This window comes from Luteibacter sp. (genome assembly GCF_009912395.1).
Taxonomy (GTDB): Bacteria; Pseudomonadota; Gammaproteobacteria; order Xanthomonadales; family Rhodanobacteraceae; genus Luteibacter.
Map to the genome: position 1 here is coordinate 1 of NZ_WNDO01000029.1, position 26,253 is coordinate 26,253.

The 26,253-nt window shown below is 66.2% G+C and carries 24 protein-coding genes; 9 read left to right on the forward strand and 15 right to left on the reverse strand.

Annotation, left to right across the window (positions count from 1 at the left end; genetic code table 11):
• Positions 1-133: 133 nt before the first annotated feature.
• Complete coding sequence (locus GAK28_RS20405; RefSeq protein ID WP_291783835.1) at positions 134-1,372, reverse strand: FAD-dependent oxidoreductase; 1,239 nt, start codon at positions 1,370-1,372, stop codon at positions 134-136.
• 101 nt (positions 1,373-1,473) lie between these two features.
• On the opposite strand from GAK28_RS20405, the gene GAK28_RS20410 reads away from it, so the two are divergent.
• The 5 genes from GAK28_RS20410 to GAK28_RS20430 all read left to right on the forward strand — a co-directional run bounded on the left by GAK28_RS20410 (position 1,474) and on the right by GAK28_RS20430 (position 8,524).
• A complete protein-coding gene (locus tag GAK28_RS20410; protein ID WP_291783837.1) occupies positions 1,474-2,370 on the forward strand; it encodes a type II CAAX endopeptidase family protein in 897 nt (298 codons plus the stop codon).
• Between the two features lie 104 nt (positions 2,371-2,474).
• Positions 2,475-6,128 (forward strand): response regulator, encoded by a 3,654-nt coding sequence (locus GAK28_RS20415; protein ID WP_291783839.1) that lies wholly within the window; start codon positions 2,475-2,477, stop codon positions 6,126-6,128.
• A gap of 1 nt (position 6,129) precedes the next feature.
• Positions 6,130-6,969 (forward strand): CheR family methyltransferase, encoded by an 840-nt coding sequence (locus GAK28_RS20420; RefSeq protein ID WP_291783841.1) that lies wholly within the window; start codon positions 6,130-6,132, stop codon positions 6,967-6,969.
• Positions 6,966-7,535: a chemotaxis protein CheB gene (locus GAK28_RS20425; protein WP_291783843.1), complete on the forward strand. Its 570-nt coding sequence runs from the start codon at positions 6,966-6,968 to the stop codon at positions 7,533-7,535. The genes GAK28_RS20420 and GAK28_RS20425 overlap by 4 nt, the downstream gene beginning before the upstream one ends.
• A complete protein-coding gene (locus GAK28_RS20430) occupies positions 7,532-8,524 on the forward strand; it encodes a diguanylate cyclase (protein ID WP_291783845.1) in 993 nt (330 codons plus the stop codon). The genes GAK28_RS20425 and GAK28_RS20430 overlap by 4 nt, the downstream gene beginning before the upstream one ends.
• A gap of 284 nt (positions 8,525-8,808) precedes the next feature.
• Here GAK28_RS20430 and GAK28_RS20435 read toward each other — a convergent pair whose 3' ends face one another.
• Positions 8,809-9,696: a LysR substrate-binding domain-containing protein gene (locus tag GAK28_RS20435; RefSeq protein ID WP_291783847.1), complete on the reverse strand. Its 888-nt coding sequence runs from the start codon at positions 9,694-9,696 to the stop codon at positions 8,809-8,811.
• Positions 9,697-9,788: 92 nt separating this feature from the next.
• On the opposite strand from GAK28_RS20435, the gene GAK28_RS20440 reads away from it, so the two are divergent.
• Positions 9,789-10,808 (forward strand): putative sulfate exporter family transporter, encoded by a 1,020-nt coding sequence (locus GAK28_RS20440; protein WP_291783848.1) that lies wholly within the window; start codon positions 9,789-9,791, stop codon positions 10,806-10,808.
• An 80-nt stretch (positions 10,809-10,888) separates the two neighbouring features.
• Here GAK28_RS20440 and GAK28_RS20445 read toward each other — a convergent pair whose 3' ends face one another.
• The 4 genes from GAK28_RS20445 to GAK28_RS20460 are packed head-to-tail and all read right to left on the reverse strand — an operon-like array spanning position 10,889 to position 14,926.
• Entirely contained in the window at positions 10,889-11,749 is an 861-nt protein-coding gene (locus GAK28_RS20445; RefSeq protein WP_291783851.1) for a hypothetical protein, read from the reverse strand.
• Positions 11,727-12,782 carry a GNAT family N-acetyltransferase gene (locus GAK28_RS20450; protein WP_343161892.1) on the reverse strand — a complete coding sequence of 352 codons (1,056 nt, stop codon included), beginning with the start codon at positions 12,780-12,782 and terminating at the stop codon, positions 11,727-11,729. The genes GAK28_RS20445 and GAK28_RS20450 overlap by 23 nt, the downstream gene beginning before the upstream one ends.
• 27 nt (positions 12,783-12,809) lie before the next feature.
• Positions 12,810-14,216, reverse strand: a complete 1,407-nt coding sequence (locus GAK28_RS20455; protein ID WP_291783855.1) for an aminotransferase class III-fold pyridoxal phosphate-dependent enzyme — start codon at positions 14,214-14,216, stop codon at positions 12,810-12,812.
• Complete coding sequence (locus GAK28_RS20460) at positions 14,213-14,926, reverse strand: MtnX-like HAD-IB family phosphatase (protein ID WP_291783857.1); 714 nt, start codon at positions 14,924-14,926, stop codon at positions 14,213-14,215. Before GAK28_RS20460 ends, GAK28_RS20455 begins: the two co-directional genes overlap by 4 nt.
• Positions 14,927-15,061: 135 nt before the next feature.
• Between GAK28_RS20460 and GAK28_RS20465 the strand changes: the two genes are divergently transcribed.
• Positions 15,062-15,823, forward strand: coding sequence for a MipA/OmpV family protein (locus GAK28_RS20465; protein WP_291783859.1), 762 nt, complete (start codon positions 15,062-15,064; stop codon positions 15,821-15,823).
• Here GAK28_RS20465 and GAK28_RS20470 read toward each other — a convergent pair.
• The 9 genes from GAK28_RS20470 to GAK28_RS20510 form a co-directional block, all read right to left on the reverse strand.
• Complete coding sequence (locus GAK28_RS20470) at positions 15,734-16,612, reverse strand: type II CAAX endopeptidase family protein (RefSeq protein ID WP_291783861.1); 879 nt, start codon at positions 16,610-16,612, stop codon at positions 15,734-15,736. The two genes, GAK28_RS20465 and GAK28_RS20470, sit on opposite strands and share 90 nt — an antisense overlap.
• Before the next feature lie 88 nt (positions 16,613-16,700).
• Complete coding sequence (locus GAK28_RS20475; RefSeq protein ID WP_291783863.1) at positions 16,701-17,015, reverse strand: non-heme iron oxygenase ferredoxin subunit; 315 nt, start codon at positions 17,013-17,015, stop codon at positions 16,701-16,703.
• Positions 17,015-17,545, reverse strand: a complete 531-nt coding sequence (locus tag GAK28_RS20480) for a GNAT family N-acetyltransferase (protein WP_291783865.1) — start codon at positions 17,543-17,545, stop codon at positions 17,015-17,017. The genes GAK28_RS20475 and GAK28_RS20480 overlap by 1 nt, the downstream gene beginning before the upstream one ends.
• A gap of 101 nt (positions 17,546-17,646) precedes the next feature.
• Positions 17,647-18,894: a cysteine desulfurase gene (locus GAK28_RS20485; protein ID WP_291783867.1), complete on the reverse strand. Its 1,248-nt coding sequence runs from the start codon at positions 18,892-18,894 to the stop codon at positions 17,647-17,649.
• A 14-nt stretch (positions 18,895-18,908) separates the two neighbouring features.
• Positions 18,909-20,225, reverse strand: a complete 1,317-nt coding sequence (gene sufD / locus GAK28_RS20490) for a Fe-S cluster assembly protein SufD (RefSeq protein WP_291783869.1) — start codon at positions 20,223-20,225, stop codon at positions 18,909-18,911.
• The gene (sufC, locus tag GAK28_RS20495; RefSeq protein WP_291783961.1) at positions 20,222-21,007 is read right to left on the reverse strand and encodes a Fe-S cluster assembly ATPase SufC; all 786 of its coding nucleotides are present in this window, start codon (positions 21,005-21,007) and stop codon (positions 20,222-20,224) included. Before sufC ends, sufD begins: the two co-directional genes overlap by 4 nt.
• Before the next feature lie 20 nt (positions 21,008-21,027).
• Complete coding sequence (locus tag GAK28_RS20500; RefSeq protein ID WP_291783871.1) at positions 21,028-21,435, reverse strand: ACT domain-containing protein; 408 nt, start codon at positions 21,433-21,435, stop codon at positions 21,028-21,030.
• Positions 21,435-22,895 (reverse strand): Fe-S cluster assembly protein SufB, encoded by a 1,461-nt coding sequence (sufB, locus tag GAK28_RS20505; protein WP_291783964.1) that lies wholly within the window; start codon positions 22,893-22,895, stop codon positions 21,435-21,437. Before sufB ends, GAK28_RS20500 begins: the two co-directional genes overlap by 1 nt.
• A 14-nt stretch (positions 22,896-22,909) precedes the next feature.
• Complete coding sequence (locus GAK28_RS20510; protein ID WP_291783873.1) at positions 22,910-23,362, reverse strand: SUF system Fe-S cluster assembly regulator; 453 nt, start codon at positions 23,360-23,362, stop codon at positions 22,910-22,912.
• 413 nt (positions 23,363-23,775) lie between these two features.
• On the opposite strand from GAK28_RS20510, the gene GAK28_RS20515 reads away from it, so the two are divergent.
• Both GAK28_RS20515 and GAK28_RS20520 read left to right on the forward strand, forming a co-directional pair.
• On the forward strand, positions 23,776-25,116 hold the full coding sequence (locus GAK28_RS20515; protein ID WP_291783875.1) for a TolC family protein: 1,341 nt from the start codon (positions 23,776-23,778) through the stop codon (positions 25,114-25,116).
• 2 nt (positions 25,117-25,118) lie between these two features.
• Positions 25,119-26,252, forward strand: a complete 1,134-nt coding sequence (locus GAK28_RS20520; RefSeq protein WP_291783877.1) for an ABC transporter permease — start codon at positions 25,119-25,121, stop codon at positions 26,250-26,252.
• The last annotated feature ends 1 nt before the right edge of the window (position 26,253 follow it).

Consider the following 26,253-nt stretch of genomic DNA (forward strand, 5'->3'; position numbering starts at 1 on the left):
TCGCAACAGTGCCTGCTGCCTGAACTCCAGGCTGAACTCCTGCCCCTTTCTGCCTGCCTTGCTCTTGGTCATCGTCCACCTCCTATTGCGATAGTTAATCGCTTATAGGGGTGTCCGTGAAACGGGGGCAAGATCAACCGTCGCCGCGGACGAGGATGTGGACGTGGGCGACGGTGCGCGCGAGGAACACTGCCGCCTGACCAGCGCTGTTGCCGCCACCGACCACTACCACTTCCTCGCCGGCGCAGAGCGTGGCTTCCATCGCCGTGGCGGCGTAGTGGATGCCCTGCCCTTCGAAGCGTTCGTAGTCGACCTGCACCAGTTTGCGATAGCGCGCGCCCGTGGCGATCACCACCGAGCGCGCGGAGACGACGCTGTCGTCGTCGAGGTGCAGGCGGTATGGATGGCTGCTGCAATCCATGCGTTCCACCGAACGGGCGATGGCCATGTGCGCGCCGAACTTCATCGCCTGCACCTGGGCGCGGCCGGCCAGCGCCTGGCCGGAGATGCCGGTGGGGAAGCCCAGGTAGTTTTCGATCTTGGAGCTGGTGCCGGCCTGGCCGCCGGGGGCGAGAGCTTCGAGCACCAGTGTGTCGAGACCTTCCGAGGCGGCGTACACGGCGGCGGCGAGGCCGGCGGGGCCGGCGCCGATCACGGCCACGTCGTAGACGTGGGTGCCGTCGAGTTCAATGGTGATGCCCAGTTCGTCGGCCAGCGCACCCGTGGAGGGACATCGCAGCACACGGCGATCGGGCAGGATCACCACGGGGCATTCGGACGGATCAAGGCCGAAGCCGTCGATGAGGTGGCGGGCGTCGTCGTCCACGTCCGTATCCAGCAGGCGATACGGATAGCCGTTGCGGATGAGGAAGCTGCGCAGGCGCACGGTGTCGGCGGCATGGGCGGAGCCGGCGAGCGTCACGCCGCCCTGCCCGGTCTGGATCAGGCCCACACGGCGCAGGATGAAGGCACGCATGATGATCTCGCCGATGTCCGGCTCGGCGGAGACCATCTTCCGGAAGCCCGCCGGGTCGATGCGGACCAGGTGGGTATCGGCGCCGGTGCGGCCGTTGACCATGGCCTGGCGCTCGCTGAAGAGGTCCACCTCGCCGGTGAACTGGCTGGGGCCGTGCACATTGAAGATGCGCGGGCTGCCGTCCTCGGCGTGGTCGTAGATCTCGATGCAGCCATCGAGGATGAAGAAGTAATCCACCCGGCGCTGGCCGCGCTGGAAGAGGATCGTGCCGTGGGGGACGTGTTCCTCCTGGCCGTAGGCGGCGATCCGTCCCGCCATCTCGGTATCGAGGCGGGGGAAGGTCTGCTCGCGACGGTTCAGGGGGCTGGACGGGTCGTTCTCGGACGGCTTGGACATCGGGGTGTTCCGGGGCGGGTGGAGCCAGCGACGCGAGCGGGAGTTTTGTCCGCCATCATGCCTGCGTAGACTCCTTGCGCAAACCTGCCGTCGAGTCCTTCATGAACCCATCTGCGCCACCCCGTCCCGATCGCCTCGCGCGCATCGTCCGCTCGCCCCTGGGACGGATCGTCATCTTCTTCATCACCACCGCGCTCATCGGCCTGGCCTCCGGCCGGGTCTACTCGGCCCTGGGGCTGCCGCATGGGCAGCTCGCCTTCCGCGATGTCACCCCGCTGATCGCGTTCTTCCGCCTGTTTCCCGCGGTGCTGGCGTACTGGCTGCTCGTCCGCTTCATCGAGTCGCGCAAGGTGTCGGAACTGGCGCCGCGCAAGGCCGTACCCCATCTGCTGATGGGCATGGCCGGTGGCGTCGCGGTCTTCTCCCTGATCGTCGGCGCCCTCTGGGCTCTGGGCGCCTACCGGGTGGACGGGGTCAACCACAACTTGGACTGGCTGGGTCCGATCCTGGTGATGGGCGTCGGCGCGGGTGTGGGCGAGGAGATCATCAGTTGCGGCATCGTGTTCCGCATCGTGGAGGAAGGCCTGGGCACCTGGGCCGCGCTGCTGGTGTCGGCGGCGCTGTTCGGTGGCCTGCACCTGGCCAACCCCAATGCCACCACCTGGGTCGCCGTGGCCATCGCGATCGAGGCCGGCCTGTTGATCGGCCTGCTCTTCCACCTGACCCGCTCGCTCTGGGCCTGCATAGGCGCCCATGCCGCCTGGAACCTGACGCAGGGTCTTGTCTACGGCATCCCGGTGTCGGGCTTCGAACAACGGGGCCTGCTCGCCTCCCACATGGAGGGCCCGAACTGGGTGACCGGCGGTGCCTTCGGCGTGGAGGCGTCGGTGGTCAGCGTGGGCATCTGTTCCATGGTGACCGCGCTGTTCCTCTCCCTGGCGCTTCGCCGGGGTAGCCTGGTGCCTCCGCCGTGGCGCCGGAGCGCGCCAACCGCCTGACGGATCGCGGATAATGTGGACACGACCATGGAAGGGTCACATTGTTTCGATGTACTACCGAAGGGGCTGTCCGCCCCACGTTCCCGCCCCTCACCGGTCATCGCATGTCCTCTGAAGAAAAGCAGCGTCACTGGCTGGCCGACCAGCCCCTCCAGCGCAAGATCGTGATCGCCATCGGCGCGCTTCTCGTGCTGTTCGTGGCGGCATGCATCGCCAACCTCATCTCCATGGGACGGGAAAGCGAGACCCGCAGTTGGTCGCGCCATACCTACGTGGTGCTACTGACCCTGGCCGATGTGGGCGGGGACGCGCAATCGCGCCAGGTCGCGTCGCGGGGCTACCTGCTCAACCTGTCCAACGACGAGTACGCGGACTTCGAGACGGCCGACCGCGACCTCGCGACCAGCGTCGGCAAGCTGCGCCAGCTCACCTCGGACAACCCGCTCCAGCAGGGACGCATCGATCGCCTCCAGGAAATGCTCGATCGCTGGAAGACCGAAGTGAAGACGATGGCCCTGGACCCGATCCGGGCCACGGGCACGGAGATCACGCCGGAGAGCCTTGTCGCCCGCGACACCATCCGCCGAAGCTACCTGGCGCGTCGCACCGTCCTGATGACGGACATCCGCAAGCTCATCGACGACATGTCGGACACCGAGGAAAAGCTGCTCGACCTCCGCAACGGCGAACTCGACAGCACGCTGAAGACCACCAAGTACCTCAATATCGCCTCGCTGGTGATCTGCCTGCTGTTCGGCGCGGCGGTCATCATGATGACCTTCCGCCTCATCACGCGCCCCATCGTCCGCATGACGGAGCTGATGACGCGCCTGGCCGCGCACGACCACAGCATCGAGGTGCGCCAGCTGAGCCGCCGCGACGAAATCGGCGAGATCGCCCGCGCGCTCCAGATCTTCAAGGAAATGGCGATCGAGACGGCCGGGCAGACCTGGCTGAAGTCCGTGGCTTCCACGGTGTCGAGCAAGCTGCAGGAAGCCACCACCTACCGCGACTTCGCCGATACGCTGGTCACCGAGCTGGTGCCCGCGCTCAAGGCCGGCGTCGGCGTCTTCTACCTGTTCCGCGAAGAGACCTCGCGCCTGGAGCTGATCGGCAGCTACGGTTTCAAGCAGCGTCGCCACGTCACCACCGAGTACGCGCTGGGCGAAGGCCTCGTGGGCCAGGTGGCGATCGAGCGCAGCACGATCGTGCTGCAGGACGTGCCCGACGACTACACCCGCATCCACTCGGGCACGGGCGAAGCGTCGCCGCGTAGCGTTGTTTTGGTGCCGGTGGTGTCGCGCGACACGCTGCTGGGCGTGATCGAGATCGCCAGCTTCGCGCATCTGTCCGCCGTGGAAGAACGCCTGCTCGACGAGCTGATGCCGGTGGTGGCGCTGTCGCTGGAGAACCTCACCCGCGCGCTGCGCACCAGCGTGCTGCTGGGCCAGACGCAGAGCCAGGCCGACGAGCTGCGCGCTTCCGAGGAAGCCATGCGCCGCCAGCAGGAAGACCTGCGCGAGACCAACGAAGAGCTCAAGAACAAGACCGCCGAGCTGGAGGAACAATCCCAGCGCCTTGTCGCTTCGGAGGAAGAATTGCGTGTGCAGACCGAAGAGCTGCACGCGTCCAACGAGGAACTGCGCGAGAAGAGCGTCACCCTCAACCAGCAGAAGGACGCCCTGGAATCCCTGCAGAAGGAAACCCAGGACAAGGCCGAGGAACTGGCGCGCGCCAGCCAGTACAAGTCCGAATTCCTCGCCAACATGTCGCATGAGCTGCGCACACCGCTCAACAGCCTGTTGATCCTGTCGCGCAGCCTCGCGGACAACGACGAGCACAACCTTACCGGCGAGCAGGTCGAATCCGCGCGCATCATCCACGATGCCGGCAGCAACCTGCTGCGCCTCATCAACGACATCCTCGACCTGTCCAAGGTGGAGGCCGGCAAGATGGAGCTGATGCTCGACGGCTTCTCCCTCACCGACCTTGCCCGCACCCTGGGCCGCACGTTCAACCACGTGGCCCAGGAAAAAGATCTTCGCTTCGTGGTCGAGTTGCAGCCGGGCCTGCCTGAGACGATCCGCACCGACGGCGGCAAGCTGGAACAGGTGGCGAACAACCTGCTGAGCAACGCCTTCAAGTTCACGTCCGAAGGTAGCGTCGCCTTGCGCATCGCGCGGCCGGTGGCCGGCGCCACGCTGCCGACGGGCATGGACCCCGCGCATACGGTGATGATCGCCGTCACCGACTCGGGCATCGGCATTCCCGCCGACAAGTTCGAGCGCGTGTTCCACGCCTTCGAACAGGTGGACGCGAGCACCAGCCGCCAGTACGGCGGCACGGGCCTGGGCCTGGCCATCTCGCGGCGCATCGCCAACCTGCTGGGTGGCGACATCACGCTGGAAAGCGAGGCCGGCAAGGGCAGCACCTTCACCATCTTCCTGCCTGACGAGGCGCCCGACAGCGGCACGCGTCCGGAGCCGGTGCCGCTCCAGCAGGCCGCCGCCGAGGCCACCCTGCCCCTTTCGCCCTCCCTCATCGCGGACAGCATCGCCGACGACCGCGCGTCGCTGTCGCCAGGCGACACCGCGATCCTGGTGGTGGAAGACGACCCCGCCTTCGCGCGCATCCTCGCGGACATGATCCATCGCAAGGGTCACCGCGTGCTGGCCGCGGGCGATGGCGAATCCGGCCTCGCGCTGGCCCGGCAGTATCGCCCCACCGGCATCCTGCTCGACGTCATGCTACCGGGCATGGACGGCTGGACCGTCATCGAGCGCCTGAAGGCCGACGCGGGTACGCGACACATCCCGGTGCATTTCATTTCCGCCACGGACGACTCGACCCGCGGCCTCGAACTTGGCGCGGTGGGTTTTCTCACCAAGCCGGTGAGCCGCGAGTCCATTTCCGCCGCCTTCGAGCGCCTGCTGCATTTCGCGAGCGGACGTACGCGCCACCTGCTGGTAGTCGACGACGACGCCAGCGCGCGTGCCGCCGTGCGCACGTTGCTGAAGGACGATTCGGTGGCAATCGACGAGGCCGCCTCGGGCGAGGAAGCCCTCGAACGCTGCACCGCCACCGCCTATGACTGCATCGTGCTCGACCTCGGCCTGCCCGGTATGTCGGGCATGGAGTTCCTCGAGCACCTGTCGCGCAGCGGGCATACGCCGCCGGTGGTGGTGTACTCAGGTCGCGATCTTTCCCGCGAGGAAAGCATGCGCATCCGCCAGTACACCGACAGCATCGTGGTCAAGGGCGCTCGCTCGCCGGACCGCCTGCTCGACGAGGTCAGCCTGTTCTTGCACTCGATCCGCCATGGCGGCGGCGCGCGCTCGGAAGCGGCAACGCCGGCGGGCGGCGTGGACGAGGCCACCTTGCGTGGCCGGCGCCTGCTCCTGGTGGACGACGACATGCGCAACCTGTTCGCGCTGTCGAAGGTGCTGCGCGCGAAGGGTATCGAGGTGACGATGGCGCAGGACGGCCAGAAAGCCCTCGACACACTGGACAAGGATCCCGCGATCGAACTGGTGCTGATGGACATCATGATGCCCGTGATGGACGGCTACGAGACAACCCGCGCCATCCGTGCGCGGCCGGCCGTGGCCAAGGTGCCGATCATCGCGCTCACGGCGAAGGCGATGCGCGGCGACCGCGAGAAATGCCTGGAAGCGGGCGCCAATGATTACCTGTCCAAGCCGATCGATATCGACCGCCTGCTCTCGATGATCCGCGTCTGGCTGCCGGCAAGGACCTGAGGTGGACGTTGAGGACATTGAAATCCAGTTGTTCGTGCGCGCCATGCAATTGCGCCACGGGCACGATTTCAGCGAGTACGCGCCGGCCTCCCTCAAGCGGCGCGTGCAGCAGCTCGTGCGCACGCACGATACCGGCACCATCATTGAGCTGGTGAACCGCATCCTGCACGAAGACGATTTCCTGCCGCGCGTGATCGAAGGGCTGTCGGTGCCGGTCTCAGAGATGTTCCGTGATCCGGCGGTGTTCCGAGCGCTGCGCGACAAGGTGCTCCCGGTGTTGGCCTCCTATCCGGAGATCAATATCTGGCAGGCGGGCTGCGCGCACGGACAGGAGGTCTACTCGCTGGCGATCCTGCTGGAAGAAGCCGGGCTCTACGAGCGCTCGCGTATCTACGCCACCGACTTCAACGATGCTGCGCTGGCGATGGCCACCGAAGGCATCTATGCCACGCGCGATGCGCGCGAGTGGTCGCGCAACTATATCGAAGCCGGTGGCGCGCACTCGTTCAGCGATTACTACAGCGCACGATACGACTTCATCAAGCTCGACCAGCGGCTGCGCCGCAACGTCACGTTCTTCAACCACAACCTCGTCACCGACGAGGTGTTCTGCGAGGCGCACCTGATCCTCTGCCGGAACGTGCTGATCTACTTCAGCAATGCGTTACAGGACCGGACGCTGGGCCTGTTCCGCGACAGCCTCGTGCGTGGCGGCGTCCTTTGCCTGGGCACGCGCGAAAATATCGATTTCTCGCCGGCAGCGGCGGGTTTCGCCGACATCGACGGCGCGTTGCGGATCTACCAGGTCGGTGGTTCCGGTGCGAGGCCGCTGCGCAAATGAGCACGCGGTCGGCCATCGCGATGGGATGCAGCGCGGGAGGGCTCCTGGCCCTCGAACGCGTTCTGCCCGGTCTCGATCCGCGCCTGCCCGTGCCCGTGGTGATCTGCTGCCACACGGGATCGCCCGACGTGTCCCTGCTGGTGGAACTGCTCCAGCATCACTGTCCGTTGCCCGTGGCCGAGGCGCGCGAACGCGCGGCCATCGATCCGGGTACCGTGTACGTCGCCCCGACCGGCTATCACCTGCTGGTGGAAAGCGACGCCCATTTTTCCCTCAATGTCGATGCGAAGGTGGCCTACTCGCGCCCATCGATCGACGTGTTGTTCGAGACCGCAGCGGCCGCATGGCAGGGTGGGCTCGTCGCCGTACTGATGACCGGCGCCAATTCCGACGGAGCCCACGGCCTGAAGGCCGTGCGCGACGCGGGAGGCTACGCCGTGATCCAGGACCCTTCCTCCGCCGAAGTCGATGTCATGCCGCTTGCCGGCCTGGAGGTGGCAGGCGCCGACGCCTGCCTACCGCTGGACGCCATCGCGGCCGAGCTCAACCGATTGTGTATGTCATGAATACGATGCGCCCCAAGATCCTCGTCGTCGACGATACCCCCGCCAACCTCGTCGCGATGCGCCGCCTGCTCGCACGTTCCGAGGCCGAGATTTTCGAAGCCTCCAACGGTAACGATGCGTTGGTGCTATGCCTCGATCACCAGTTCGCGCTGGTGCTGCTCGATGTGAACATGCCCGAGATGGATGGGTTTGAAGTCGCCCAGCTGATCTCCGAGAACGACCATCTCAGCGAGACGCCGATCATCTTCGTCACGGCGGCCTACTCGGACGACATCAACCGCATCAAGGGCTACACGGCCGGCGCGGTGGATTACATCGCCAAGCCGATCAACGACGTGATCCTGCAGTCGAAGGTGAAGATCTTCCTCGAACTGTACAAGGCGCGTGCGTTGCTTCAGCAGGCGCTCGACGAGCTGTCGCAGCGTAATGAGCAGCTCACTCGCGAAGTGGCCGAGCGCACTCGCATGGAACAACTGGTTCGCCACCAGGCCATGCATGATGCGTTGACCGGCCTACCGAATCGCGTGCTGTTTCGCGAACGCCTGGAAAGCGCCATCGATACCGCGAACACCGGCGGACCGTCGTTCGCGTTGGCCTATCTCGATATCGACGGGTTCAAGGGCGTGAACGACGGACATGGCCACGCGGCCGGCGACGAACTGCTGAAGGCTATCGCGTCACGCATCGACGCACGCACGCGAGGCACGGACACCGTGGCGCGCCTGGGTGGCGACGAGTTCGCGATCCTCCTTAACGACACCTCCGATGGTGATGCGGCTCTCGCTCGATGTAAGGCCTTGTGCGAGGTGATCGCCGAGCCTTATGTGTTGAATGTGGCCGACCTACGTATTCCTGCTCGGATCGGGGCGAGCATCGGCGTGACGCTGTTCCAGCAGGGCGATATCTACGATCGACTCGTCGCCTCGGCGGATGAAGCGATGTATGAGGCCAAGCGAAACGGTAAGAACCGGAGTGTGTTGGGCGTTTAGAGCTGTAGCGGCGTCCTGGCGAAAACCGACCGCATCGCACTGGGTTCCAGCGTTCGCTGGAACGACGGATCGCGAGCTCGTCGTTCCTGTGAAAACAGGAACCCAGCGCCTCGGTTCGCCAGCATGGCGAGGGCGTCGCATCGGCTTTACGTACGAGGCCGCGGCGCGATAACCGATCGCCTCGCGCTGGGTTCCAGCGTTCGCTGGAACGACGGTTCGCGAGCTCGTCGTTCCTGTGAAAACAGGAACCCAGCGCGATGAAAACGGTGTTCGCGACGCGCTCCCTACGGCTTTCCTTCCAACGTTCCAAGAAACGCCTCCAGCACCGCCCCGCGATATCGCTGCCGATGCAACAACACCGATAACGTACGGCGCAGATCGAGAAACGGTGTCTGCAACACCTGCAACCGTCCGGTTTGCACCGCGTCGGTCACCGCCACCTCTGGCAGGCAGGCGATACCGAGCCCGGCGATCACCGCCTGCTTGATCGCTTCGGACTGATCCAGTTCCAGCACCGTATGCCCTTCGGGCAATTCGGCGAGCGCGCGTTCGCTGAGCGCACGTGTCGCGGAACCGCGTTCGCGCAGCACCCAACGCTCCCCGGCGAAATCCTCGCGACGCAAGCGCTTCTTCCCCGCCAGCGGATGGGAAGGACGCGCACAGACGACCAGCCGGTCCTCGCGCCACGGGCGCGACTCCAAGGCAGGATGCGTGACCGGCCCTTCCACGCAACCGATGTCATAGGCATGGTCCAGTACGCCCTGGGCAATCTGCGCGGTGTTCGCCACGCCCAGTCGCAACGACACGCCGGGATGGGCCTCGGCGAATGGCCCCAGCAGATCGCCCACGAGGTAGTTGCCGACGGTGTTGCTCGCGCCCACGCCGATCTCGCCGGTCAGCTCCGTGGTGCCGCCCTGTGCGCGCCGACCGAATTCCGCATGACGCTCGATCAGCTCACGAGCCAGCGGCAGCAACTCGCGCCCACGATCGTTGAGCCGGAGCCGGCCGCGCTCGCGGTCGAACAAGGGGGCACCGATCTGCCGCTCCAGTTCGGCCAGCGCCATGGAGGCAGCGGGCTGGCTGAGGAACAGCCGCTCGCTGGCGGCCCTGACGCTGCCGGTGGTGGCAATGGCGACGAAGACGTCCAGTTGGCGGGGGCTGACGCTATGCATAAGTAAGATTTATACACTGAATAAATCATTTTCAATATGCTTATGAGTGGCCGCGCCGGACAATTCACCTGTCCCAAGCAAGGATTCACCCCGTGGCCGCCGTCTCCCTCCCCCATACTCCGTCCGAACCCTCCCGCCTTCCCGGCGTCGCCCTCGCCTTCGCCGTGGCCGCCGTCGCCTATGGTCTCGGCCGCCTGATGCCCCTGGTGGGCGGCGCTGTCTGCGGCATTGTCCTCGGCATCCTCGTCCGTCATTTCGCGCCGCCTTCGGCGCGCTTCCAACCAGGTATCCGCTTCGCCTCGAAGCAGGTGCTGCAATGGTCGATCATCGCGCTGGGCTTCGGCCTCAGCCTCACCCAGGTCGCGCATACAGGTATGGAGTCGCTGTCGGTGACCCTCGCCACCGTCGCGGCGGCGGGTCTGGCTGCCTGGGGCCTGGGTCGCCTGCTGCGTGTCCACGACATGCTGAAGCTACTGGTCGGTGTCGGCACCGCGATCTGCGGCGGCTCGGCGATCGCCGCGGTGGTGCCCATCGTCAAGCCGGACGAGCACGACACGGCATTCGCGATCTCCACCATCTTCCTGTTCAACCTCGTCGCGGTGCTGACCTTTCCCGCGCTGGGTCACTGGCTCGGCCTGTCGGACCTGGGCTTTGGCCTCTGGGCAGGCACGGCGATCAACGACACCTCGTCCGTGGTGGCCGCCGGCTACAGCTACAGCCATGCTGCCGGCGATTACGCCACCATCGTGAAGCTGACGCGTGCCACGCTGATCATCCCGATCTGCCTGGTCATCGCGCTGGTCGTCGCATGGAAACAGAAGCGCGGCGGCGCAGGCGACTTCAGTCTCGCGAAGATCTTCCCGTGGTTCATCCTGTGGTTCCTGGTCGCCTCGGCCGTGCGTACGGCTGGTGTGATTCCGGAAGCCGCGCTGCCGGTGATCCACTTCGTCGCGGAGTGCCTGATCATCGTGGCGCTGACCGCCATCGGCCTCTCCGCCGACCTGCGCCGCATGGCCTCGACCGGCCCTCGCCCGATCCTGCTCGGCCTCGGTGTATGGGCGGCGGTGGCGCTGACCAGCCTGCTGGTGCAGCACCTGATCGGCCGCTGGTAAGTCTTACTGTAGGAGCGCGCTTGCGCGCGATGGGGGCTGCCACGAGCACCCATCGCGCGCAAGCGCGCTCCTACATGGATTCAGCGGTGGATCGAGGCCAGCAGGCGGATGTTCAACGCGTGCTGTTGCGCCTGCCAGGCGGCAAGGCGGGTCGGGTCGATGTCTTCCTGGCCGTCCATCGCGCTGAGGCGGCGTTTCCACCAGGTGGTGTACTGGTAGCGGGAGATCTCGCCGGTGACGTCGCTGCCGATCACGCGACCGCGCAGCGAGTCGATGATCGCGCAGCCGCCGGCTTCGCTGAGCGTGCCCTGGTCCCAGTTGGTCATGGCGACATCGGGTGCATAGGCATCCTTGTCAATCGACAGGTACGTCGGTTCGCTGCTGCCCATCTGCCCATCGACGAAGGCATCGACCATCGCCTCGGACGACGTGAAGCTACGGAACGCATGGCCGAGACCGACACGGGACGCCCAGCCAACATCCACGGCATTGGACCAATAGGTGAGCTTGCCGGCACGCAGCGGACCCAGGTAGTTCTCCCAGGAATGGCCGCGCCCGATATCCGATGAGGTGATGCCGATGACATGCACATGCGAGACGCGCGGCATCATCGCCACCCGGCGCACCCACGAACCGCAATGCACGCCGAACGGGAAGCGCATGTTGTCCGGGTGGTTGTCGAGCACCACCACCTGGAATCGTTCACTGCCCGGCACGCGCTCGATCAGCGGCCAGGTCAGGTGATGGAAATCGCCACTGCCGAGGAACACGGTGCCATGCTCGCGCGGCAAGGTGTCGTTGATCGCGCGGGAAAAGCGCTGCATGTTGCTCAGGGAGCAACCGAAGCGGATCGTCTCTTCCCACTCGCGCAACGGCAACACGATGCGCCGCGCCAGGGGGCCGAGCGAGCCGTCGATATCAAGAACGACCGGCTGCCGCATCGTGGGCCTCCCATTGGCTATCGGATTCGAAATGGTGGGCGAAACGCCTGAGCACCGTGCGCAAGATGGGATTGCGCACGAACACGGCGTGTCGCGTGAGGTGGAAGCGCGCACCGAGCTGCGCCTTCACCTCCGGATCGGTCCAGCCGGCCACGTAGTGGCTGAGCCCGCGCTCCAGCGCGTACTCCAGGTTGACGAACCAGCTGACGAAATAGAGATCGAGGTCGCGCGCCGCCGGATACGAGAAGCCGACGTACTTGTCGAGCAGCTTGCCGTCGTGCTCGTAGCAGAGGTTCCAGCCGATCAGCGCATCGTCCGCGTAGTAACTGAAGACGACGGCGCCCGGATCGCGCAGCACGGCGGCGAAGAAGTCGCGACTGAGCTTGTCGAAGTGGATCTCGCTCTGATCGTAGACGTTCTCGAACATCCGATAGTAGGTATCGACCATCGCATCGGTGGCGAAGGCGTCACCCGTGAAAATGCGCTCCACGCGAAGCTTTTCGCGCGAACGCAGCTTGCGACGGAGGTTCTTCCGTCGCGACGACGATAGGCGCGACAGATAGTCGTCGATCGACGTGAAATCGATAGGCACGTAAGCCAGCGCCTGGCCCTCGACGATGATGTAGCCCACGTCGCGGGCGGCGTCGACGAAGCGCTCCGTCCATGCGCGATCGGCCGCTGAGGTAAGCGGCGAATCCAGCGCGAGGTCCTTCACGATCAGCAGCGGGTTCTCGCTGCCGAACTGGCGGATCCAGTCACGGGCCACCTTCACCGGGTCGCTGGAGGCGACGAACAGCGAATACTCCGACACCGTGGTGCCGGCGAAACAGGTTCGCTGGGTGAGCAGGCGCTTGAGCACGCCCTGCAGCGGCCATGACGCAACACGCCGACGAAGGTCTTCGTCGGCGGTCGTGAGGAGGTCGAACGGCGCCACGAAAAGTGGCGCGCCATCCGCCGCGGGGATGGGATGGAACAACGGCGGCGGATGGCGCCGGAAGTGCCCGAGCAGGGAATCCGGCTCGAGCTGGTTCACGAACGCCACCGGGTCTTTACCGATCGATCAGCCGGCGCGCTTGGCCAGCGTCAGGAGCTGGTCGAGCAGTGCGATGGCGAGGTCGATTTCATCGTGGCTGATGTCGAGCGACGGCGCGAACGTGATGACGTTCTTGTACCAGCCGCCCACGTCGAGCACGAGGCCGATCTTCTTGCCTTCATGGGTGAGGCCACCGGCCAGGCCGATGTCGACCATGCGGTCAAGCAGCGCCTTGTTCGGCGTGAAGCCGTCGTCGGTGCAGATCTCGGCGCGCAGCGCGAGGCCGAGGCCGTCGACGTCGCCGATTTCCTTGTGACGCTTCTGGAGGTCACGCAGGCCTTCGAGGAAGTGCTTGCCCTTCTCCGCGACCTTGGTTTCGTAGTCGAGCTCGTAGCCCATCTTGATCACTTCCAGGCCCAGGGCGGTGCCCAGCGGATTGGAGTTGAACGTCGAGTGGGTGGAGCCCGGCGGGAACACGGTCGGGTTGATCAGCTCTTCACGCGCCCAGATGCCCGACAGCGGGTTCAGGCCGTTGGTGAGGGCCTTGCCGAAGACGATGACGTCCGGCGTGACGCCGAAGTGCTCGATCGACCACAGCTTGCCCGTGCGCCAGAAGCCCATCTGGATTTCGTCGACGACCATCAGGATGCCGTACTTGTCGAGCACCTTCTTGAGGTCGATGAAGAAGTTCTTCGGCGGGATGACGTAGCCGCCGGTGCCCTGGATCGGCTCGACGTAGAACGCGGCGTATTCGGCCTCGCCCACCTTCGGATCCCACACGCCGTTGTATTCAGTTTCGAACAGGCGCTCGAACTGGCGCACGCAGGCGTCGGAATATTCTTCCGGCGTCATGCCCTTCGGGCGACGGAACGGATACGGGAACGGGATGAACTGCGCGCGCTCGCCAAAGTGGCCGAAGCGACGACGGTAGCGGTAGCTGGAGGTGATGGACGACGCACCGAGGGTACGGCCGTGGTAGCCGCCTTCGAAGGCGAACATCAGGCTCTTGCCGCCACGGGCGTTACGCACGAGCTTGAGCGAGTCTTCCACCGCCTGCGCGCCACCCACGTTGAAGTGGCAGCGGCCGTCGAGGCCGAACTTCTGCTTGGCGTCGACTGCGATGGTCTTGGCGAGTTCGATCCTGCCCTGGTGCAGGTACTGGCTGGCCACCTGCGGCAGCAGGTCGATCTGCGACTTAAGGCGATCGTTGAGGCGCTTGTTGCCGTAACCGAAGTTGACCGCCGAGTACCACATCTGCAGGTCGAGGAACGGGATGTTCTCGCTGTCGTAGATGTAGCTGCCTTCGGCGTGACGGAAGATCTTCGGCGGGTCGACGTAATGGACGGTGTCACCGAAGGAGCTGTACTTGGCTTCGTCGGCGAGCAGGGTCGCGTCGTCGATCACGACGTCGGAGTTCTTGGCAAACACGTTCATGCAGAAAGTTCCTGGGAGCTCGGCAGGGAGGTGGGGATGACGGCCTGCGGAGGCAGGCGACCGTCGAGCAAAGCGGGAAGCAGCTCGAGCGCCTCGTCGAAGCTGGCGATCGGAGCGTAAGGAATACCGGCGGCGCGGCAGTGTTCGATCAGGCGGTTCTTGGCGAACACGAAGTCGACGCGGTCGGCCGCGCAGAAGTCGGAGGCGCCATCGCCGATCAGCAGCGTCTTGCCGCCACGCGCCTTGGCCGAGGCCACGCGGGCGCACTTGCAGGTGCCGCTGCGGCAGCCCGGGGCGCTGAACGGCGAGGTCAGGTTCCACTGGCGCGGACCGGCCTGGTTCAGGTGGTTGGCCACGGTGGGCAGGCTGGCGATGCCGTGGTTGGCGAGGATCGCGTGGATCGCGTGGTCCAGGCCGTCGCTGACGATCTCCATGGGGATGCCATGGGCAATCGTGGCCTTCACGAACGCGGCGAAGCCGTGGTCGATGCGCAGGCCAGAGAGGTGGCGGTCGAGCTGCGGGCGATCCATGTCGAGCAGGGCGACCTGGCCGGCCATGCACACGGCCGAACCGATGACACCTGCGCGCCAGTCGCGCTCGAGGACTTCCCAGCCGGGACGGCCGAAATTGTCGAGCAGCGAATCGATGACGTCTTCCACGGCGATGGTGCCGTCGAAGTCGCAGAGGATGTTCCAGGAGGAGTTGCTCACCACGTCGTTACAGCCTTATTCCAGGTTGATGTAAAGGCTACGTGAGCATCCTTTCCGATCCCTTTCCCTACCGTGAAGGCCCGATATACGGGAGATGTGGCATTCTCGCGCCCCTTTCCCGACAAGGTTCCATGCATGCGTCGCTGGCTCATCGCCGTCTCCGTGCTTATGTTGGCCTGCTCCGCCGCTCACGCCGAGGATCAGGCCCCGACCTATGCATTCGGTGCCGGCATGCAACGCATGCCCACCTGGCAAGGCTCGAAAGACCACCGCAACCAGGCGATTCCGTATGTGGACATCGACCTGCCGGGGACCGGTGAATTATCCACTACAGACGGCTTAACAATCGACCTTTTGGGTGATGACCGTTGGCACGGGGGCATTTACGGCAACTGGCTGTGGGGCCGGACCCATGACGATCTGGGCCATCTGGGCGGCAAGGTGGCCTCGCTTTCACCACGATTCATCGGCGGCGGCTACCTCGAATACGACATCGACAAGCGGCTCACCGTGGGCGCCCACGTGGCCCACGACCTCGATGGGGCGGGCTCCTATTGGGGTATCTATGCCGATTACCAGCTGCCGAACGTCTGGTACATCGAGCACTCGCTCGAGGTGCTGGTGGAAGGCATGGATGGGGCGGCGATGCGGCGTTTCTTCGGCATCACGCCAACCGAGGCGGACAACCTGGGCACGCGCCCCTGGCATCCCGGCGGTGGCAGGCAGCAGACCAGCCTGGGCTACGACGCGTTCATCCCCACCTCCAAGCGCACCGGCTTCGCCCTGGGTCTCACTTATGGCCGGCTGCTAGGCAATGCGGCCGCCAGCCCGCTGGTGCGCCGCTTCGGCAACCGGAACCAGTTCACCCAGACCCTGGCCTTCGTCTACCACTACTGAGCATCGTCTGGCCGGTTCGGGATCGGCCTCGCCGCCCTCGTCGACGGACGGAATGGCGAACATGACGCCAAAAAGGACCAGGTGAGCCGCTGCCGACAGCACGTCGGAGCACCGCGGCGACACGGTCTCGAACGGCAGGATGTCGCCGATGAGGATATTGGCGAGGTTCCAGCCCCAGTGCAGGCCCACCGCCAGCCAGAGCGAGCCCGTGCGCACCACCGCCGTCGCATAGGCCAGGCCGAAGCAGAACAGCATGACCAAACCCGGCAGGCCACCGCCCAGGCGGAACACGTGGTTGGCCACATAGAGGGCCGACGAGGCCAGCACGAACACCCAGGCCGCCGGCCAGCGAGGGCGGATGGCGCGCCAGAGGAAGCCGCGCGTGAGGATGTCCTCAGCGATCGACGGCAGGAAGGTCACCAGCAGTGCCCAGGGGATCGATGACAGGAAGGACACGGCGCCGATAGGCGTGGCGTCGCGTGCGCGGGCCGCGTAGATATCGAGCGCCATACCCACGCAGACAGCCACGTACTTCACCAGCAGCGCCAGCATGAGGCCGCCCACCAGCATCACGGGGGCCGCGCGGCGCCACTCCAGCGCATAGGCATCGTAGCCACGGAAGCCAAGCCAGCGACCCACGGGCCACGCGGCGGCGACCATGGCGGTCATGAAAGCGGCCTGGACCCAGAAAAGGCCCAGCAGGTGGCCGCCGATACCCTCGGCGCCCTGGTACAGAACGAACAGGAGCGCGAACGCGAGCACGGCGCGCCGATGGTCGTTCGGTGGCATGGATTCCCCGGGGACTGGACGCGCAGGCGCGAAGCTTACGGGTCGCAGGACCTTGCGCGCCACCGACTTTGCGTGAGGACTAACGCATTCAGCGGTCGTCGCGGGTCCAGATGGCGCCGTTTTCTTCCTTCACGGGGAACGTCGCGACCGGCTCGTAGGCCGGTGGGCAGGTGACCTCGCCCGTGCGCACGTCGAATCGCGCACCGTGCCGCACGCATTCCACCTCGTGGCCGATGACCGGGCCGCCGGCCAGTTCGCCGCCGTCGTGGGTGCAGACGTCCTCGATGGCATAGAGGTCGCCATCGATGTTGTACACGGCGATGGCCGTGTCGCCATCCCAGGCCACGCGGTATTCGCCCGGCAGCAGCTCGCTGCGCGTGCCGACGCGGATCCAGCTGTCCATCAACCGAGCGCCTTCACGAGGTATTCGAAGCGCAGGTCGTCGCGCTGCGGCAGGCCGAAGCGATCGTCGCCGTACGGGAAGGGCTTGGTGCGGCCGGTGCGCGCGTAGCCGCGGCGCTCGTACCAGGCGATCAGCTCGTCGCGGATATCGATCACCGTCATTTCGACACGCTCGCAGGACCACTCCTGCAAGGCGATGCGCTCGGCCTCGGCCATGACGAGGCGACCGATGCCCGTGCCCTGGAACGGTGGGTGGACCGAGAACATGCCGAAATAGCAGACCGGACCCTGGCGCTCGATGTAGCACGAGGCCGCCACCATGCCATCGCGCTCGAGCAGGACGAAGCGACCGTTGTCGCTGCCAAGGAGTTCTTCGATTTCCACGGTGTCGGTACGACGTCCGTGGAGGAAATCGGCCTCGGTGGTCCAGCCGGCCCGGCTGGCGTCGCCGCGGTAGGCGGATTCGACCAGAGCGGCGATGACGGAGGCGTCGGCGAGGGTGCCGGAGCGGAAGATGTGTTCGGGGGTCATGTCCGAATTCTATCGCTTTGGCTGGCTATCGCGCGCAAGCGCGCTCCTACAGGTTTAGCGCGCTTTCTCGTGTAGGAGCGCGCTTGCGCGCGATGGCCCGATCAGAGCAAAAGCTTCCTGACCCGCCCGATGGCCTCGATGAAACCATCCACCTCGGCCTTCGTGTTGTAGAACGCCAACGAGGCACGTAGCGTGGCCGGCACGCCGAAGAACTGCATCAACGGGTGCGCGCAGTGGTGACCCGAGCGCACGGCGACGCCCTGGAGATCGAGCAAGGTCGCCATATCGTTGGCGTGGGCACCTTCGATCAGGAACGAGATCACCGGCTCCTTGTCTTTCGCGCGACCGAAGATCCGCACGCCCGGCACGCTTTCCAGCGCCTGGGTGGCATAGGCCAGCAGGTCCTGCTCGTATGCCTTGAGGCGATCGAAGCCGATGCCTTCGAGGTAATCGATGGCCGCCTTCACACCCGCGAAACCCGCGATATTCGGCGTACCCGCCTCGAAACGATGCGGCGGATCGGCGAACACGGTGCCGTCGAAGCGCACCTCGCGGATCATCTCGCCGCCACCGAAGAACGGCGGCATCGCCATCAGGTGTTCGCGCTTGGCCCACAAGGCACCCGTGCCGGTCGGCGCGAGCATTTTGTGGCCAGTGATCGCGTAGAAATCGCAGCCCAGGGCCTGCACGTCGATAGGACGATGCGGGGCAGCCTGTGAGCCGTCCACGAGCAGCGGAATGCCGCGCTTGCGGCATTCGCGGGCGATCTCGCGCACGGGATTCACGGTGCCGAGCACGTTGGATACGTGCGTGACGCAGGCCAGCTTCACGTCCGGCGTCAGCAGCTTGAAATATTCCTCGAGGATCAGCTCGCCGTTGGCGTCGATCGGCGCGGCCTTCACCGTGGCGCCCGTGCGCTCGGCAACCAGCTGCCACGGCACGATGTTGGCGTGGTGCTCCATCACCGTGGTGACGATGGCATCGCCCGGCTTCAGCTTCGGCAGCGCGTAGCTGTAGGCCACGAGGTTGATCGACTGCGTGGTGCCCGAGGTAAGGATGACCTCGTCACGCGACGGCGCGTTGATGAAACGCGCGATGGCATCGCGGGCGCCCTCGTAGGCCGACGTAGCCTCTTCACCGAGCTGGTGCACGGCGCGGGCGACGTTGGCGTTGTGCTGGCGATAGTGCCGGTCGACCGCCTCGATGACCGACAGCGGCTTCTGGCCGGTGTTGGCGTTGTCGAAGTAGATCAGCGGCTTGCCGTGCACGGTGCGCGACAACAGCGGGAAATCGGCGCGGATGCGCTCCACGTCGAGCGGCAGGACGGCCGGTTCGGGCTTGGCGTTCATGGCTGGCTCCGGACTTATTCGGTGACGCTGGTCGGCAGGTGCGCCACCAGCAGTTCACCCAGGTGCTCACGCAGGGCTTCGTTCGACAGGGACTCCAGCGCGGCACGACAGAACGCCAGCGTCAGCAGGCTGCGCGCCTGGACCAACGGGATGCCGCGCGAACGCAGGTAGAACAACGAACGCTCGTCGAGTTGGCCGATGGTGGCGCCGTGCGCGGCCTTCACCTCGTCGGCGTAGATCTCGAGTTCGGGCTTGGTGTCGATCTCGGCCTGGGCCGAGAGCAGCAGGTTCTTGTTGCTCAGCGAGGCATCGGTGCCGTCGGCACCTTCCGCGACAACGATGGCACCACGGAACACGCCACGCGAACGCCCGTCAGCGATGCCGCGCCAGAGCGCGTCGGACGAGGTGTCGCGGGCCCTGTGATGGATTTCGAGCTGGGTGTCGACATGCTGGCGACCCGACAGCGCGAACACGCCACGCGTATCGAAACGCGCGCCGTCGCCGAGCACTTCGGCGGTCAGTTCGTGGCGCACCAGGGCGCCGCCCAGCTCCACGGCATGGACCGTGACACCGGCTTTCGCATCCAGGCGGACATGACCGCGGCGGACCAGGGTCGTGGCGGCCGAGGCATCCTGCAGCAGCACGAGGCCGAGCGTCGCGCCCTCGCGAACCGCGTAGTCGGCGACCACGGTGCCCAGCTGCGCGCCGTCACCGACGGACACGAAATGCTCCACGACCTCGGCGTGCGCGCCCTTCCCCACTTCCACCAGCACGCGGGCGTGCCAGGCGGTATCGGGCTGGAGGCCGCTGGAAACATGGACGATATGCAACGGCTTCGCCATGCGCGCGTCGTCGGCGACGCGCAACACCACGCCATCCGTTGCCAGCGCGGCATTCAGATGGGCGAAGGCATCGGCCGCGCCACGGCGATAGCGGTTCGCCAACGCGAAACGCAGCGGCTCCGGCTGGGCCACAAGCGCGACGGCGAGGGACGACAGCTCGACGCCATGACCGGCATCGAGCGAGGAAAGATCGGCGCGAAACACGCCATCGACGAACACCACCCGGGCGCCATCGACTCCGGGCAACACGACCGGCACCACCGGGGCGGACGCGGCGATGCCGGCGTCGGCCAGGGCGAACGAACGCTGGGCCAGCGCACGCAACGGCGTGTATTTCCAGGCTTCGTTACGGCTTTCGGGCAGGCCGGCATCCGCGAAGGCGTCGAGGTTCTCGCGACGGGCGGTATCCAGCCACGCGATGCCGCTGGCCGGCACGGTCGCGGCGGCGTCCAGCGCCGCCCGCACGAACGGGGATGGCGCGGTGGTCATGCCGGCGCTCCGGCGAGGTCAGCCTTGCGCAGTTCCGGATGCGTGTCGGCGAGCCAGGCGTAGCCTTCGGCCTCGAGCTTGAGGGCGAGGGTCTTGTCGCCGCTCTCCACAATGCGGCCACCGGCCAGCACGTGGACGAAGTCCGGCTCGATGTAGTCGAGCAGGCGCTGGTAATGCGTGACGACCAGGAACGAGCGGTCCGGCGAGCGCAGCGCGTTGACGCCTTCGGCGACCTGCTTGAGGGCGTCGATGTCCAGGCCGGAATCGGTTTCGTCGAGGATGGCGAGCTTCGGTTCGAGCACGGCCATCTGGAAGATCTCGTTGCGCTTTTTCTCGCCGCCCGAGAAGCCCTCGTTGACGGCGCGATGCAGCAGTTCGTCGGAGATCTGCATGATTTTCAGCTTCTCGCGCACCAGCTTGAGGAAGCGCATCGAGTCCAGTTCGTCTTCACCGCGGAACTTCCGCTGCGCGTTGAGCGCGGCACGCAGGAAGTAGGTGTTGTTCACGCCGGGGATCTCAACCGGATACTGGAACGCCAGGAACACGCCGACGGCGGCGCGTTCTTCCGGTTCCAGCGCCAGCAGGTCGCGGCCGTCGAAGGTGACCGAGCCTTCGGTGACCTCGTAGCCGTCGCGACCCGAGAGCACGTTGCCCAGGGTGGACTTGCCGGTGCCGTTGGGCCCCATGATGGCGTGCACTTCGCCGGGCTTCACCTCCAGCGAGAGGCCTTTCAGGATCTCCTTGCCTTCGATGCGGGCATGGAGGTTGTCGATCTTGAGCATGTGCATGGCGGTGCTGTCCATCAGGGCGTGAGGTGCGAGAGCGCGTCGAGCGCGTCGTCGCGGCGATCCCAGGGCACGAAAATGTGATCGTGCAGGAACGCGGAAACGGGGTTGCAGGGAATGCCGCACTTGGCCAGCGCGGCGGAAACGGCGGCCATCATGCCGACGGCGGTAAGGCTGGACTGCACGCGCAGCGTGATGCAGGCCCAGCGCATGCGCTCGCCGGCCTCGTCGTCGGGATGCACGTCGACGATGAGCGTGGTGCCTTCGTCTTCGCGGAACATCATCAGCGCCTCGGCCATGCGCTCGCGCGCCTTTTCGTGCGAGACGTGCAGGAATCGCTTGGGCACCGGATGCAGCACCGGATCCAGCGCGGCCAGCAGCGCGCGCAGGTCGGTGAGCCCCGGAGCGGAACCCACGATACCCATCAGCCGACCGCGCCTTCGAGCGACACTTCGAGCAGCTTCTTGGCCTCGACGGCGAACTCCATCGGCAGCTCGCGGAAGACCTGCTTGCAGAAGCCGTCGACGATCATCGACACGGCGTCTTCTTCGCCGATGCCGCGCGAGAGGCAGTAGAACAGCTGGTCGTCGGAGATCTTCGAGGTGGTGGCCTCGTGCTCCACGATGGCGCCCGGGTTTTTCACTTCCATATAAGGGAAGGTGTGCGCGCCGCACTTCTTGCCGATCAGCAGCGAGTCGCACTGCGTATAGTTGCGCGCGCCGTCGGCGCCCTTCTCGATCTTCACCAGACCGCGATAGCTGTTGGAGCTGCGGCCGGCGCTAATGCCCTTGGCGACGATCTTCGACTTCGTGTGCTTGCCGATGTGGATCATCTTGGTGCCGGTGTCGGCCTGCTGACGATGGTGCGTGAGCGCCACCGAGTAGAACTCGCCCACCGAGCGGTCGCCGCGCAGTACGCAGCTGGGGTACTTCCAGGTGATCGCCGAACCGGTTTCCACCTGGGTCCAGGAAATCTTGGAGTCCGCGCCGCGGCAGTCGCCACGCTTGGTCACGAAGTTGTAGATGCCGCCGACGCCGTTCTCGTCGCCGGGGTACCAGTTCTGCACGGTGGAGTATTTGATCTGCGCGCGCTCCAGCGCCACCAGCTCGACGACGGCCGCATGCAGCTGGTTCTCGTCGCGCATGGGCGCCGTGCAGCCTTCGAGGTAGGACACGTAGGCGTCGTCTTCCGCGACGATCAGCGTGCGCTCGAACTGCCCGGTGTTCACCGCGTTGATGCGGAAGTACGTGGACAGCTCCATCGGGCAGCGCACGCCCTTGGGGATGAACACGAAGCTGCCGTCGGAGAACACGGCCGAATTGAGCGCCGCAAAGTAGTTGTCGGCCACCGGCACGACGCTGCCGAGGTAGGCGCGGACCAGGTCGCCGTGCTCGCGGATGGCCTCGGACATCGAGCAGAAGATCACCCCTGCCTCGGCCAGTTCCTTGCGGAAGGTGGTGCCGACGGAGACGGAGTCGAACACCGCGTCCACGGCCACGCCGGCGAGCTTGGCCCGCTCGTGCAGCGGCACGCCGAGCTTCTCGTAGGTTTCCAGCAGCTTTGGGTCGACCTCGTCGAGCGACTTCGGGCCGGCCTTGGGCGCGGAGTAGTAGCTCACCGACTGGTAGTCGATGGGGGCGATGTCGAGCTTGGCCCAGTCCGGCTCCGGCATGGTCAGCCAGTGGCGGTAGGCGGCCAGGCGCCATTCGGTCATCCACTCCGGTTCGCCCTTGATCGCCGAGAGCTGGCGAACGATGTCCTCGTTCAGGCCCGGCGGAAGGCTGGTGGATTCGATGTCGGTGACGAAGCCGGCCTCGTAGCGGCGGTTGAGGGCCGCTTCGACCTCGGCGTTGTCGCGCACCGGCGCTGCCACGTCGCGTGTCATGTTCTCGCTCTCGTTCATGCGTTTGCCTGCGCGGCACCGGCCGCGCCAATGGCCGGCGCCGCAGGGCGGCCGGCCAGCATCTGTGCCAGGGTCATGCCGCGCAGCACGCCACCGATGGCCCCGGATACGGACTGCCAGCTACCGCTGACGCCGCACTGGGACTGCCGGTCGCACTGGCCATGGGCCATGCTGCATTCGGTCAACCCGATGGGACCTTCCATCGCCTCGACGATATCGGCGAGGCTGATCGCCTCCGCCGGTCGCGCCAGGCGGTAACCGCCGTTGACCCCGCGGAACGAATCCACAAGGCCCGCATGCCCCAGCAGCTTCAGCAGCTTGGAGACCGTGGGCAGCTCCAGCCTCGCCTCGTCGGCGATCTGGGCGGTGCTGAGGACATCGGCGGGGTGCGCGGCGATGCAGGTCATCACCACGGTCGCATAGTCTGTCAGTCGGCTGACACGGAGCATCGGGGATAGGAAGGCAGTCGAAATCAGACCAAAATGGTACTGTTTTCCCGTCCGACGTGCAATGCACATTAAATTACGGCTGGGGCAATGCTTGAGAATGAAAGGGGATCAGAGCATTCTTGGCCCGCCGAAAGCTTGGGCGGTTATCATGTCCGTGCCGGACGAGAGGTCCCCACCGGCAGCCCACCCACGGAACGCGTTTCACGCGTCCCTGGCCCGGTTCTCTCGCCACCTGATTTCCCCCGAACGTGATCGATCCGACCATCGCGTCCGGGCCTCCATCGTCCTGTACAGGAAGTTACGTGTTCGCCCAATTGTCGCCGTCTCGCTGTCCGGCAGACAGGAACCAACGTAAATCCGGCGCACGGCGCCTCCTGCTCCGGGCCTCGATGGTGGGGCTGACGATAGCTGTCATGACAGCATGCGCGAGCATTGCGCCTCCCGACCTCAAGACCGATCTTCCCGCGCAATACCGCAACGCGACGCCGAATGAAGGCGCCGCCGCGACACCCGACCTGCGCGGCTGGTGGCACGTTTTCGGCGACGCGCAGCTCGACCGGCTCGTCGACGACGCCCTGGCCTCCAATCTCGACCTCCAGCAGGCCGCCGAGCGCATCCGCGCCGCGCGCCTGCTGAACCGCCACAGCGGCGACCGCTTCCTGCCCAACCTGCACGCGCGCACCAACGACGCGATCGATCCCGACGCCAGCGCCTCGTTCTTCATCGCAGGCTTCGATTCCACGTGGGAACTGGGCCTGTTCGGCTCTTATAAGGGCGCCAAGCGTGTCGCCCAGGGTGACTTGGACAACGCCGAGGCCTCCTTGCAGGGTGCCCGCGTCAGCCTGATCGCCGAAGTCGTCCGCCAATGGATCGAACTGCGTGCCGCCCAGCAGCAGGAAATCCTGCTCCAGCGCACGGTGGACGGCCAGGCGGAGCAACTGCGCCTGCTCGGCGTTCGCCAGGGCCTGCGCCTGGCCTCCACGCAGGATGTCGCTCAGGCACGGGCGGCCGAGGCACAGGCACGTGCCGCCCTGGCCGATCCGCGCAAGGCCGCCAACGCGGCCGCTCAGCAGCTCGCCCTGCTGCTGGGTCGCAGCGAACCCGATCCGGCCTGGCTCGAACCCGGCGAATTGCCCCACCTGGGCGAGCTTCGCGTGCCTACCGCACCCGCCGACCTGGTCCGCACGCGACCGGAGATCGCCGCCGCCGAGGCCAACGTGCTGCGCGCCGCCGGCGAACTCGGCGTGACCCGCGCGCAGATGTACCCGAACCTCCAGATCGGCGCGGCCATGCAGTGGTCGACCGACATCACCAGCTATCGCCGCACGCGTTCGCGCGGCATCTTCTCGCTGGGTCCGGTAATCGACATCCCGCTGTTCGACTGGGGCAGCCGCGTCGCCGCCGCCCATGCGAAGGGCTACGAATTGAAGGCGGCCGTGCTCGCGTATCGACAGGCCGTCTTGCAGGGCGTGGCCGAGGCGGAAACCGCCATGGGCGATCTGCAGCAGTCGTACGAGCGCGAACAGGCTAATCGCGAGGCCACCCAGGCGCTGACCGCCGGCGTCGCGGCACTGAAGACCCGCGTCGACCTCAAGCTTGCCAGCCCGCTCGAGGCCCGCCAGGGCCAGATCGACAGCGACCGCGGCGAACTGACCCTGCTCCAGGCGCGGACGGAACGCGACCTCGCCTACGTATCGCTATACAAAGCCTTGGGCGGCGCCCCGCTGCCACCGGCGCACGAAGGCGATCACTGACCATGGTCGCCCTCGCCCGCAAGACCCTCATCTACGAATGGCGCCGCTTCCTTCCCGCGATCCTCGCGGTGGGGTTCGCCGGCCTGCTCCAGTTGCTCCAGGCTGCCCTGGTGCTCGGCATCTTCGGCAGTTCCAGTGTCTACATCACCGGCTCGTCCGCCGACCTGTGGGTCGGGTATCCCGGCACGCAGAGCGTGAACCTGGGCCGCGCGATCGACAACGGCGTGGAGATGCGCCTGCGCATGGATCCCGCGGTGACCAAGGTCGAGCCGTTCCAGTGGGTCGATTCCGACTGGCGTGGACCGCAGGACACCGGCGGCGTCTCCGTGTTCGTCTCCGGCATCGACACGCGCCCCGACGGCATGATGTTTTCCAAGGCGCTGTCGCCGGAACTGCGCGCACGACTCGTGGAACCGGACGCGGTGATCGTGGATCGCGCCGACCTCGACAACCTCGGCGTCGGCATCGGCGGTGTCGCCGCCATCAATGGTCATCGCGTACGCGTGGTGGGCGTCAGCAGCGGCCTACGCGCGCTGGGTGGCGTCAACATCGTCGCCTCGCTCGACACCGCACGGCGCATCGACACGGCTCCCGCGGACAGCAATCGCACCACCTACTTCGTCGCCCGCGTGGCCGACCCGTCGCAGGCCCACGACATCGCCAGGCGACTGCGCGGTGCGGCGTCGTTCGGTCGCTACGACGTCTGGACCGCCAAGAGCTTCGCGCACCGCTCGCAGATGTACTGGATGCTCGACACCGGCGCTGGCGCCGGCGTGCTCTTCCTCGCGGGCATCGTCTTCCTGGTCGGCGCCGTGATCACCAGCCAGACGCTCGTCGCGGCGGTGGTCGGTTCCGTGCGCGAGTACGCCACGCTCAACGCGCTCGGCGTCGGCGTCGGCGCCCTGCGACGCGTCGTCATGGAACAGGCGTTCTGGGTGGGCGCGATCGGCCTGGTGGGAAGCATGGCGCTCGGCGCCGTATTCCTGCTGGTCGCGAGCCACTACAGCGTGCCCGTCGCGCTCAGCCCGGTGGCCACGCTGGCCTGCCTCGCCCTGGTCATGGCCCTGGCCATCGTTTCGGGCCTCGCGGCCATGCGCAGCCTGCGCCGCGCCGATCCCGCCACCCTGCTCCGGTGAC